General features: G+C 72.4%; 6 protein-coding genes. All 6 read left to right on the top strand.

Translation table 11 applies throughout. The features are described 5' to 3' along the window. Positions 1-3 precede the first annotated feature (3 nt). The 6 genes from ACZ63E_RS31630 to ACZ63E_RS31605 are packed head-to-tail and all read left to right on the top strand — an operon-like array spanning position 4 to position 12,454. On the top strand, positions 4-2,988 hold the full coding sequence (locus ACZ63E_RS31630; RefSeq protein WP_465339800.1) for a non-ribosomal peptide synthetase: 2,985 nt from the start codon (positions 4-6) through the stop codon (positions 2,986-2,988). Then, positions 2,985-8,393, top strand: coding sequence for a non-ribosomal peptide synthetase/MFS transporter (locus ACZ63E_RS31625; RefSeq protein WP_465339799.1), 5,409 nt, complete (start codon positions 2,985-2,987; stop codon positions 8,391-8,393). Before ACZ63E_RS31630 ends, ACZ63E_RS31625 begins: the two co-directional genes overlap by 4 nt. After that, positions 8,390-9,643 (top strand): ATP-grasp domain-containing protein, encoded by a 1,254-nt coding sequence (locus tag ACZ63E_RS31620; RefSeq protein ID WP_465339798.1) that lies wholly within the window; start codon positions 8,390-8,392, stop codon positions 9,641-9,643. Before ACZ63E_RS31625 ends, ACZ63E_RS31620 begins: the two co-directional genes overlap by 4 nt. Further along, on the top strand, positions 9,640-10,902 hold the full coding sequence (locus tag ACZ63E_RS31615) for an ATP-grasp domain-containing protein (RefSeq protein WP_465339797.1): 1,263 nt from the start codon (positions 9,640-9,642) through the stop codon (positions 10,900-10,902). The genes ACZ63E_RS31620 and ACZ63E_RS31615 overlap by 4 nt, the downstream gene beginning before the upstream one ends. Beyond that, positions 10,899-11,837 (top strand): TauD/TfdA family dioxygenase, encoded by a 939-nt coding sequence (locus ACZ63E_RS31610; protein WP_465339796.1) that lies wholly within the window; start codon positions 10,899-10,901, stop codon positions 11,835-11,837. Before ACZ63E_RS31615 ends, ACZ63E_RS31610 begins: the two co-directional genes overlap by 4 nt. Next, the gene (locus ACZ63E_RS31605; RefSeq protein WP_465339795.1) at positions 11,834-12,454 is read left to right on the top strand and encodes an NAD(P)H-dependent oxidoreductase; all 621 of its coding nucleotides are present in this window, start codon (positions 11,834-11,836) and stop codon (positions 12,452-12,454) included. Before ACZ63E_RS31610 ends, ACZ63E_RS31605 begins: the two co-directional genes overlap by 4 nt. The last annotated feature ends 3 nt before the right edge of the window (positions 12,455-12,457 follow it).

The raw sequence follows: 12,457 nt of genomic DNA, 5'->3' as shown, positions 1-12,457 counted from the left end.
ACCATGACCGAGAAGAAGGAATGGACGTTCCCCGCCTCGTTCGGGCAGGAGCGGATCTGGCTGTCGAACCAGCTCGACCCGGCGTCCCCGGTGTACAACCTGCCCTGCCAGGTGCGGCAGGACCTGCCGCTCACCGAAGGGCAGTGGCGGGCCGCGATCGGCGTGGTCGTCGGGCGCCACGAGGCACTGCGCACGGCGTTCCGGATGGACGGTGGCGAGCTGGTCCAGATCGTGCACGCCGCCGTGCCGATCGAGCCGGAGGTGCACGACCTGCGGACGCTCCCGGACGCGGGCCGGCGGGCCGCGGAGCTCGCCGAGGAGATCGCCCGGCGTCCGATCCCGCTCGACGGCGCGCCGCCGTGGCGGGCCCAGCTGTGCCGGCTCGCCGACGCCGGCTGGGTCCTCACATTTGTGGTGCACCACGCGGCGTTCGACGCCGGCTCGGTGCTGGTCCTGGCCGGCGAGCTGAACGAGGCCTGCAACGCCGCCGTCGAGGGACGGCTGCCGAACCTGCCCGAGCTCGCCATCCAGTACGCCGACTACTCGGCCTGGCAGCGCGGTCAGCTGCCCCTCCTGCGGTCCCAGCTGGACTACTGGCGCGAGCGGCTGGCCGGGCTCCCGCCGGTGCACAGCCTGCCGACCGACCGGCCGCGGCCCGCCGAGTTCGGTTTTGCCGGTGACCAGGTCGACTTCACCCTGCCCGATGGGTTGCCGGCCCGGGTCGGCGAGGTCGGCCGCGGGCTCTCGGCGTCGCCGTTCATGGTGCTGCTCGCCGGGTACGTCGCACTGCTGGCACGACTGTCCGGTTCGGACGACGTGGTGGTCGGGGTGCCGGTCGCCGGGCGCGACCTGCCGGAGCTGGCGCCGCTGATCGGGATGTTCGTCAACCAGCTCGCCATCCGGGTGGACTGCGCGGGTGAGCCGGCGTTCGCCGACCTGGTCGGCCGGGTCCGCACCGCGGTGCTGGACGCGATCGAGCACGGCCGGGTGCCGTTCCAGCTGGTCGCCGAGGAGGTGCGCCCGGAGCGGGACGGGGGTGTGCAGGCGCTCTACCAGCTCGGGTTCAACTTCATCCCCGACTCGGGGATCGAGCCGGTCCGGTACTCGACGGCCAAGGACGACGTCGCGATCGACCTGACCACGACCGGCGGGCGGCTGCTCTACCGGACCGACCTGTTCGACCGGGCCACCGCGGAGTCCATGGTGGACCGGTTCCTCCGGCTGCTGGCCGCCGCCGTCGACAACCCCGCGGTGGCCGTGGCGGACCTGCCGCTGCTGTCGGACGCCGAACGGGTCCAGGTCCTCGAAGAGTGGAGTGGCACGTCCACCGAGGACGCTCCGCTGGTCGTCGCGCGGTTCGAAGAACAGGTGACGCGGACCCCGGACGCCGTCGCGGTCGACCTGGGCGGGGTGCGGCTCAGCTACGCCGAGCTGAACACCCGGGCCAACCGCGTCGCGCACCGGCTCGGCCGCGGCGGGGTGGTCGGGGTGTGCGCGCCGAACTCGGCCGACCTGGTCGTGGGCATCGTGGGGGCGTTGAAGAGCGGCGCGACCTACGTCCCGCTCGACCCGGCGAACCCGGGCAAGCGGCAGGCGCTGATCCTGGCGGATGCGGGCGCCCGCGTGGTGCTCACCAGCGGTGTCACGCTCGACGCGGACACTCTGGACCTGGGTGATCCGGCGGTGTGGGCCGAGTCCTCTTCGGAGAACCCGCCCCAGGCCGGGCCGGACGACATCGCCTACGTGATCTACACGTCCGGCTCGACCGGACGGCCGAAGGGTGTCCAGATCGGACACCGCGCGCTCGCTACCTACCTGGGCTGGGCGTGCGAGGCGTATCCGAGCCTGGCGGGACGTGCGTTGCTGCACACGTCGGCGTCGTTCGACCTGACCGTGACGACCCTGCTGGGCCCGCTCGTCGCTGGTGGTTCCATTGTGGACAGTGGTCGCCCCGACTTCGTCAAGGCGACGCCGACTCATCTGGCTGTACTTCCCGAAGAGTCCTATCCGACCGGTGACCTGGTGCTCGGCGGTGAAGCGCTCTTCGGTGAGGCCGTGCGGCCGTTCTCCGGGATCACGGTCACCAACGAGTACGGCCCGACCGAGGCGACCGTCGGCTGTGTCACCCACCGGCTGTCCGGGCCGGTCGACGGGCCGGTGCCGATCGGCCGCCCGGTGCCCGGCACTCGCGTCTACGTCCTCGACGACCGGCTCCGGCCGGTCCCGCCCGGTGTCGCGGGCCAGCTGCACCTGGGCGGGCCGCAGCTCGCCGACGGGTACCTCGGCCTGCCCGAGTTGACCGCCGAACGCTTCCCCGAAGGCCCGTTCGGCCGGCTGTACCGCACCGGTGACCTCGCCCGCTGGGGTCGTGACGGGACGCTCGAGTACCTCGGCCGCACCGACGAGCAGGTGAAGCTGCGCGGCTACCGGATCGAGCCGGGCGAGGTCGAAGCCGCGTTGCGCGACCTGCCGGACATCCGCGACGCCGCGGTGGCGGTTCGCGAGGGCACCCTGGCCGGGTACGTCGTCGGGAACGCCGACGGCGCGGGCGAAGCGCTGCGGACGACGTTGCCGGACTACCTGGTGCCCACGGTCTTCGTCACCCTGGACGCCCTGCCGGTGGCGGCGAGCGGGAAGCTCGACCGGGCCGCGCTGCCCGATCCGGGGCTGGGCGGCGAGACGGAGTACGTCGCGCCGGGCACCGCGGCCGAAGAGCTGGTCGCCGAGGTGCTCGGTGAGCTCCTCGGGGTCGAGAAGCTGGGTGTGCACGACGACTTCTTCGCCCACGGCGGCAACTCGCTGCTGGCGATCCGCGCGATGGCCCGCATCCGCAAGCAGGTCGGGGTCGACCTCCCGGTGCGCGGCCTCTTCTCGTTCACCACCGTGGCCGGGCTCGCGGCCGAGGTCGAACGGCGGCTGGCCGAGGACCTCGACCAGCTCAGCGACGAAGAGGTCCGGGCCCAGCTGGCCGAAGGCGGGCAGGCGTGACGACGATCGACGAGACCAGCAGCGCGGCCGCGCGCCGCGCCCTGCTGGAACGGCGGCTGCGCCGGCGGGCCGAACCGGCCGCGACCATCACCCGGCGCCCGGACGGCGACCCCGTCCCGCTGTCCTACCAACAGGAACGCGTCTGGTTCATGGAACAGTTCGCGCCCGGGACAACGTCCTACAACATCCCGGTGCCGATCCGCCTCACCGGCGAGCTGGACGTCGACCGGCTGCAAGCCGCGCTGGACGCCCTCCCGGCGCGGCACGAGGCGCTGCGGACGCGGTTCCCGGCGGGCGAGGACGGTCAACCGTCCGTCCACCTGGAACCGACTGTCTCGGTTCCGCTGTCCATTGTGGACGTGGCAGGGGAAGAGGAGGCCCGGGCCGCGGTGGACGCCGCCGCGGCCGAGCCGTTCGACCTGGCCGCCGGGCCGCTGCTGCGGGCCACCCTGGCCCGGATCTCCGGCACCGAGCACGTCCTCGCTGTCTGCACGCACCACATCGTCGGCGACGGCTGGTCGGTCGACCTGCTGCTGCGCGACCTCGCCGCGCACTACCACGGCACCGCGGCCGGGCTGCCCGAGCTGACCATCGGCTACGGCGACTTCGCGCACTGGCAGCGCCGGACGCTGACCGGCGCCGAGCTGGACCGCCAGCTGGACCACTGGCAGGAGACCCTGCGCGGAGTCGAGCCCCTGGAGCTGCCCACCGACCGGCCGCGGCCGGCGACCCAGACGTTCGACGGCGCGATCCACGAGTTCTTCGTCGAGCGGGACCTCGCCCGCGCGCTCGGCGAGCTGAGCCGCGAACACGGCGTCACGCTCTTTATGACCCTGCTCGCCGCCTACCAGGTGCTGCTGTCCCGGTACTCCGGGCAGGAGGACTTCGCCGTCGGGTCGTCGTCGGCCGGGCGCGGGCTGCCCGAGCTGGAAGGCGTGGTCGGCATGTTCATCAACATGCTGCCGCTGCGCGCCCGGCTCGACGGCGACCCGGCGTTCACCGAGCTGCTGGCGCGGACCCGGCGGCACGTGCTCGACGCGTTCGACCACGCCGACTTCCCGTTCGAACGGCTGGTCAACACCTTGGGCGTGCCGCGGGACGTCAGCCGCTCGCCGGTGTTCCAGGCCATGGTCGCGCTGCAGAACTACGAGATGGGCCGGATGGACGCGGCGGGGGAGTCCGAAGTGGACTTCCGCTGGCTGCCGATGGACCTGCCCTCGACCCGGTTCGACTTCGAGTTCCACGCCATCGAGATCGAGTCGGGGCTGATCGGCAAGTTCGTCCACAACACCGCGCTCTTCGGCGCGGAGACCGTCGCCGGGATGGCCGACCGGTTGGTCACGCTGCTGCGGTCGATCGTCTGCGACCCGGCCCGCCCGGTGTCCGAACTGGACCTGCTCGGCGACGCGCACCGTGACCTGGTGCTGAACCAGTGGAACACCACGGCGGGTGACATCCCGCCGGGCACGCTGCACGCGCTCGTCGAAGCCCAGGTCGCCCGCACGCCGGACGCGCCCGCGCTGACGTTCCGCGGCGAGTCGCTGTCCTACCGGGACCTGGACGAGCGGGCCAACGGGCTGGCGCACCACCTGCGTGAGCTGGGTGTCGGGCCGGGCACCTTGGTGGGTGTCTTCGCGAACCGCTCCTTCGAGCTGGTCACCGGCTTGCTCGGGGTGCTGAAGGCGGGTGGCGCGTACGTGCCGCTCGACCCCGAGTACCCGGCGGACCGGCTCGCGTTCATGCTCGACGACGCGGCCGCGCCGGTGGTCCTGACCCAGGCCGCCCTCCGCGACACCCTTCCGCCTGGGGAAGCGACCGTCGTGGTGCTCGACGGCTTGACCGGCCCGGTCACACCCCCGGAGCCCCTGGCGGGCGCGGACGATCCCGCGTACGTCATCTACACCTCGGGCTCGACCGGGCGGCCGAAGGGAGTGCCGAACGGGCACCGCGGCATCGTCAACCGCCTGGACTGGATGCAGGACGCGTACGACCTTGACGCGTCGGACTCGGTGCTGCAGAAGACCCCGGCGAGCTTCGACGTCTCCGTGTGGGAGTTCTTCTGGCCGCTCAGCACCGGCGCGCGGCTGGTGCTCGCCGAGCCGGGCGGCCACAAGGACGCGGCGTACCTGCGGGAGCTGCTGGTCACCGAAGGCATCACCACCGCGCACTTCGTGCCGTCGATGCTGAGCCTGTTCCTGGCCGAACCCGGCGTCGACCGGGTGCCGGCGCTGCGGCGGGTCGTGTGCAGCGGTGAGGAGCTGCCGCTCGGCACGGCCCGGGAGTTCACCGCACGGCTGCCGCACTGCGAGCTCCACAACCTCTACGGCCCCACCGAAGCCGCGATCGACGTCACCGCCTGGCACTGCACACCGGAAGCGCTGGCCGAAGTCGCGTCCGTGCCGATCGGGGCGCCGATCCGCAACACCCGGATCTACGTCCTCGACCGGCGCGGCCGGCCGTGTCCGGTCGGTGTGCCGGGCGAACTGCACATCGCGGGCGCCGGCCTGGCGCTGGGTTACCACCACCGGCCCGAGCTGACGGCCGAGAAGTTCGTCCCGGACCCATTCCACAGTGGACGGATGTACCGCACGGGCGACCTCGCCCACTGGCGGCCGGACGGCACCCTGGCCTTCCTCGGCCGCATCGACCACCAGGTCAAGCTCCGCGGCCTGCGCATCGAGCTGGGCGAGATCGAAACGGCGTTGCGCGAGCAGGACGGCGTCCGCGACGCCGTGGTGCTCGTCCGCGAGGACACGCCGGGGGACAAGCGGCTGGTCGGGTACGTCGTCGGCGACGCGGACGCCGGGGTCCTGCGGACGGCGTTGAAGCAGACTCTGCCGGACTACATGGTGCCGCCGTCATTCGTGAGTCTCGGTGAGCTGCCGCTGACCCCGAACGGCAAGCTCGACCGCAAGGCGCTGCCCGCGCCGGTCGCGAGCCGGGACACGAGCACGGAGCTCGTCGCACCTTCGACGCCGGTGGAGATCCTCCTCGCGGGCATCTGGCGGGACGTCCTCAAGGTGGACGAACTGGGCGTCGACGACGACTTCTTCGACCTCGGCGGCCACTCGATGCTCGCCACCCAGGTCGTCGCGCGGATCGCGAAGGCCGGGCACCAGGCAGGTGTGATGGACCTGTTCCAGCATCGCACGATCCGCGAGCTGGCGACGTTCCTGGCAGGGGACCGCGACGACTCCGGGCACCTGCTCTACGAGCTGACCAAACCGGTCGCGAAGCCGGCGCTGACCTACGTCTGCTTCCCGTACGGCGGCGGCAGCGCGATCGTCTACCAGCCTCTCGCGGACGCGCTGCCCGGCGGATACTCGCTGTTCTCGGTGGCCATCCCCGGCCACGACGTCGGCCTGAGCGAGGAAGCCGTCCCGTTCGACGAGCTGGTCGAGCGGCTCGCGGACGAGGTCCTCGAGCGGATCGACGGCCCTTTGGCCATCTACGGTCACTGCGGGGTCGGCAACGCGCTGGCCGTCGGGGTCGCGCGCCGGCTCGAAGAGCGCGGACGCCGGCTGGAAGTCGTCCACATCGGCGCGATCTTCCCGTTCGCGCGGATCAAGGGGGCGGTCGGCACGCTGCGCACGCGGCTGGAGAAGCTGCGCAGCAACCGCTACTACGCGAACTGGCTCAAGGGCATGGGCGTCGACACCGACGACCTCGACCCGGCGCAGGCCGACCGGATCATCAGCAACATGCGCGCCGACAGCCGTGCCGCCGAGGAGTACTTCAGCGGCCTGCTCGACGCCCGTGTCGCCAAGCTGCGCGCGCCGATCATCTCGGTGGTCGGCTCGGAGGACCCGGTCACCGACTACTACGCCGAGCGCTACCGCGAGTGGGAGTTCCTCACCGACCACACCGCGCTGGTGGTGCTGGACCAGGCCGGGCACTTCTTCCTCCGCTACCGCGCCGACGAGCTGGCCGAGATCCTCACCCGCGTCCACCCCGCCCTCGAAGATCCCGGCGAGCTGCACGTCTCGGCGAAGGGCGAGGACGCGGGCTGGGCGGTCCACGACACGCACACGTCCACAGTGGACGAGAAGCCCACGGTGAAACCGAGCATGGCGCGGTTCGTCACCGTCACGGTCGGGCAGCTGGTCTCCTCGACCGGCTCGGCGCTGACGTCGTTCGCCGTGCCGATCTGGCTCTACACGAAGACCGGCTCGGTCACCGACCTCGGCCTGCTGTGGGCCCTGGCCCTGCTGTGCGGGGTGCTGATCCTGCCGGTGGCGGGCGCGCTCGTCGACCGCGGCGACCGCCGGAAGATCATGATCGCGGCCAGCGCGATCGCCGGCGTCATCCAGCTCGCGCTGGCGTTGCTGCTGACGGCGGGCAACCTGCAGCTGTGGTTCCTGTACGTGCTGATCCCGCTCGGCTCGGTCGCGGGGTCGCTGCAGCGGATCGCCTACCAGTCGTCGGTCGCGCAGCTCGTCCCGAAGCAGTACCTCGGCCACGCGATGGGCCTCGCCCAGCTGTCCAACGGCTTCGCGCAGCTGCTCATGCCGGTGATCGCGGCCGGGCTGCTGGCCGCGATCCAGCTGTCGGGCATCCTGGTCCTCGACATGGCGAGCTACGTCTTCGCCATCGTCAGCCTGCTGTTCGTCCGGTTCCCCGACCTGCTCGGCTGGCGCCCGCGCGAGCCGTTGCTGACGGCGATCGCGGGCGGGCTGAAGTACTCGTGGAACCACCGCGGCTTCCGCACGATGCTGCTGTACTTCGCGCTGGCCAACGTCTTCCTCGCGCCCGCGCTGGTGCTCGTCTCGCCGCTGGTGCTCTCGTTCGGCACGGTCACCGACGTCGCGCAGGTGGCGCTGGCCGAGGCGCTCGGCGCGGTGGCCGGCGGGGTCGGCATGGCGTTGTGGGGCGGCCCGCGGCACCGGCGGATGGTCGGGGTGCTCGTCGGGAACGTCGGCATCGCCGTCGGCAGCCTGGTGATGGGCCTGCGGCCGTCGCTCGTCGTGGTCGCGGCGGGCGTGTTCCTGCTGGCCGCGGCGATGGCCGTGTCGCAGGGCATCTATGCGACGCTCGTGCAGGTCAAGGTGCCCCAGCGGTTCCACGGCCGGGTGTTCGCGATCAACCAGACGATCACCTGGTCGACCCTGCCGATCGGGTTCGCGGTCCTGGCGCCCCTGGCCGTCGGCTGGTTCTCCCCGCTGCTCGCGCCCGGCGGCGCCCTCGAAGGCTCGGTCGGCGCGGTGCTCGGGACCGGCGAAGGCCGCGGCGTCGGGCTCGCCTACGTCGTCTACGCCCTGGTCCTGCTGCTCGTCAACGTCGGCGGGTTCGCGGTGAAGCTGCTGCGCCGCTTCGACACCGAGGTGCCCGACTCGCTGCCGGACGACCTGGTCGGCGCGCAGGAGCGGGAGCGCAAGCTCGCCGTCGCCGGGAAGGAGGCCGCGTGAGTGTCGTGGTGCTGATCAGGGAGGCGCGCGGGCACTGGGTCGGCGAAGTCGCCGCCGCGGTGCACGCGGCCGGTCACCGCGCGGTGCTGCTCGCGCCGCCGGTGGACGCGGCCGAACGCGCGTCGCTGGCCGCGGTCGTCGACGACGTCGTGGCGATCGACGACGTCTACGACCCCGAGGCCGTCGCCGCGACGATCCGCGCGGCCGTCGGCGCCCCGGTGGCTGTGCTGACCGGGTCCGACGGGGCGATCGTGAGCACCGCCCGGGTCGCCGAGCTGCTCGGGGTGGCCAGATGCCCGGCTTCGGTGTTCGCCCTGTGCGCGAACAAGTTCGCCGTCCGGGAGGCCCTCGGCGGGACCGGGCCCGCGTTCGCGGTGATCTCCTCGGCCGCCGAGGCCGCGGACGTGGCGGAGCGGGTCGGCCTCCCGGCGATCGTCAAGCCGGTGAACGGCGCCGGGAGCAACCTCGTCCGGACAGTGTCCACTGTGGACGAGCTGGCGGCCGCCTACGAGGTGCTGGCCGCGCGGCTGCCCGAGTCCCCGGACCCGCGCTACCACCGTCCGCTGGGGTCGCTCGACCCGTCGAAGACCTTCCTCGTCGAAGGGTTCTTGAACGGCCCGGAGTACGCGGTCGACGTGCTGGTCCGGGACGGCGTCGCCGAGCCGGTGGAGCTGCTCGACAAGCCGTTGATCGACGAGCGCAAGTTCGAGCTGGTGCTGTCCTGCCCGCCGGCGGGACTCACCGGCGAGCGCGCCGCGCTGATCACCGAAGCCGCGTCCGCCGCGGTCCTCGCGCTGGGGCTGGACAACACCGTCGCCCACGTCGAGGTGATCGACGACGCCGAGCGCGGCCCGACGATCGTCGAGGTCAACGCCGGGCGCCCGGCGGGCTCGATCATGCCGCTGCTGGCGAAGCTGCGCACCGGCGTCGACGTCTTCGCCGAGCTCACGGCGCTGGCCCTCGGCGCGCCCCCGCCCGCGCGGGAACCGGCGAAGCTGCCGATCCCGCTGGGAATGCTGATCCTCTACGCGTCCGGCTCGGGCACGCTGACCGGCATCGGCGGGCTCGACGAGCTCGCCGCGCTGCCGGAGGTGGTCGACGTGGTCACCACGGTGTCGCCGGGTCAGGTGCTCACCGACGACCAGGAGACGTACGCGGTGAACCTCGTCGTCGCCGGGTTCACCGACCACGACGACCTCGCCGCGCTGCACGCGGAGGCGAGCAAGCTCGTCCGCCTGGAGGTCTCGTGAAGACCGCCTTCGTCGTCCGCGAGACACGCGGGCACTGGATCGGTGACGTCGTCGCGGCCGTGCGCCGGGAGGGCTTCCGGGCCGAACTGGTCACCGAGCCCCTCGACGACGCCGAGCGGGCGGAGCTGGCCGCGCTCGTGGACGGGTTCGTTGTGGTCGACGACGTCCGGGACGCCGGAGCGGTCGCCGACGCTCTCCGCGGCCGGGAACCCGCCGCGGTGCTCACCGCCGCCGAAGGGATCATCGCGAGCACCGCCCGGGTCGCCGAGCTGCTCGGGGTCGCGCGCTGCCCGGCGGCCGTGTTCACCCTGGCGCACAACAAGTTCGCCGTCCGTAAGGCGCTCGCCGACGCCGGACTGCCGGGCCCCCGGTGCGCGTTGTTCACCGACCCGGCCGACGCGGCGAAGATCGCCGCCCAGGTTGGGCTGCCGGCGATCGTCAAGCCGGTCAACGGCGCCGCGAGCACACTCGTCCGCACGGTGTCCACAGTGGACGAGCTGGCCGCGGCGTACGAACTCCTGGCGACCCGGCTGCCGCAGTCCGAGGACGCGCGTTACCACCGGTTGCTGCCCGGAGCACTCGACCCGCTGCGCGTGTTCCTGGTCGAGGGGTTCCTCGACGGCCCGGAGTACGCCGTGGACGTCCTGGTCCGCCATGGCGTCGCCGAGCCCGTCACCGTGGTGGGCAAACCGCTGGTCGACGACCGGAAGTTCGAGCTCGCCATGGTCTGCCCGCCGTTCGGGCTGGGGCCCGAGCGGGCGGTGCCGATCGAGCGCGCCGCGACCGGCGCGGTGCTCGCGCTGGGGCTGGACAACACGGTCGCGCACGTCGAGGTGATCGACGACGCGACCCGCGGCCCGGTGGTCGTCGAAGTGAACGCCGGGCGGTGCGCCGGGGGAGCGCAGCCCGCGCTGCTGAAGCTCGCCACCGGCATCGACGTCACCGCCGAAGCCGTCTCGCTCGCGCTCGGCACCCCGCCGCCCGCGCGCGGCGCCGGACTGCCCGTTCCCGTCGGCTACCTGGTCGTCTACGCCGAGGGCGCCGGGCGCCTGGTGCGCGTCGAGGGCACCGACCAGGTCGCCGACCTGCCCGAGGTTCTCGAAGTCGTCACCATCGTCTCGCCCGGCCAGGTGCTCACCGACGACCAGGAGATCTACGCGGTCAACGTCCTCGTCGCGGGCTTCGCCGACGCCGACGACCTGGCCGCGCTGCACACCGAGGCCACCAAGCTGGTCCGATTCGAACTGGAGGAGTCATGACCGCCGATCTCACGGCGCCGCTGGAGCAGCTGGAAGGCAATGCCCACACCCGGATCGCCGTCCACCACGCTACCGGCCTCGGGTCGGTCGAGGCGCACCTGCCGCGGCTGCAAGCGCACCTGCGTGACCACGGCGCGCTCCTGCTGCGCGGGCTGCCCACCGACCTCGACCTGTTCAACCAGGTCACCGAGACGATCGGCGGGGCGCTGCTCACCTACACCGAACGGTCGACCCCGCGCTCGGCGGTGGCCGGCAACATCTACACCTCGACGGAGTACCCGCCGGCCGAGTCGATCCCGATGCACAACGAGAACTCCTACTCGGCGAGCTGGCCCGCGCGGCTGTTCTTCCTGTGTGACACCGCGGCGGAGACCGGTGGGGCCACGCCGATCGCGGACAGCCGGGCGATGTACCGGCTGCTGCCGGAGGACTTGCGTGAGCGGTTCGCGGGCGGCGTCACCTACACCCGCGCGTTCCGCGAAGGGCTCGGCCTGACCTGGCAGGAGGCTTTCCAGACCGAGGGCCGCGCGGTCGTCGAGGACTACTGCGCCCGCAACGGCCAGACCTTCGAGTGGACCGAAGACGGGCTGCGCACCCGGCACGTCCGGCCGTCGTTCACCACCGAACCGCACACCGGCGAGCCCGTGTGGTTCAATCAGGCCAACCTCTTCCACGTCTCGAGCCTCGGCGAGGAGGTCAGCGAGGCGCTGCTGGAGCTGTACCCGGAAGCGGATCTGCCGCGCAACGCCTACTTCGCCGACGGCAGCCCGATCCCGGTCTCGGACCTCGAGAAGATCCGTGAGGTCTACGACGAGGTGAGCTACGCGTTCCCGTGGCAGGCTGGGGACATCATGGTGATCAACAACATGCTGATGGCCCACGGGCGCGAGCCGTTCACCGGCAAGCGGCGCATCCTCGTGGCGATGACCGGATGACGGCTCCCGTGGTGGTCCTGCTCGCCCACCCCAGGCCGGGGAGCTTCAACCACGCGCTCGCCGAGCGGATCGTCGACACGCTCACCCGCGCAGGCGTGCCCGTGCGGTTCCACGACCTGTACGCCGAAGGCTTCGACCCGGTGCTGACCGCGGAAGAGGCCTACACCAGCGGCACCGGCGCGGAAGACTTCCTCGCCGCCGAACCGGACCCGCTGGTCCGGCGGCACCGCGAGGAACTGCGGGACGCGGGCGGGCTCGTCGCGGTCCACCCGAACTGGTGGGGCAAACCGCCGGCCATCCTGAGCGGCTGGCTCGACCGGATCCTCGTCCCCGGCGTCGCCTACCGGCTCGACGACGCGGGCGGCGCGCCCGAGTCGTTGCTGAGCTTGCGGCGGCTGCTGGTCGTCAACACCTCCGACACGACCGAGGAGCGCGAGCGGACCCTGTTCGGCGACCCGCTCGACGCGATCTGGCGGCGCTGCCTGGCGCCCTACCTCGGCGAGCCGGAGGTGACGCGGCTCGTGCTGCGGGTGGTGGCCGACGCCGGGAAGCCGGAGCGCGCCGGGTGGCTCGACGACGTCGAAACGGCGGTGACGCGCCTGTTCGGTGGTCACTGACCG

The organism is Amycolatopsis sp. NPDC104819 (assembly GCF_055583145.1).
This window is presented reverse-complemented; position numbering and strand designations above follow the sequence as displayed.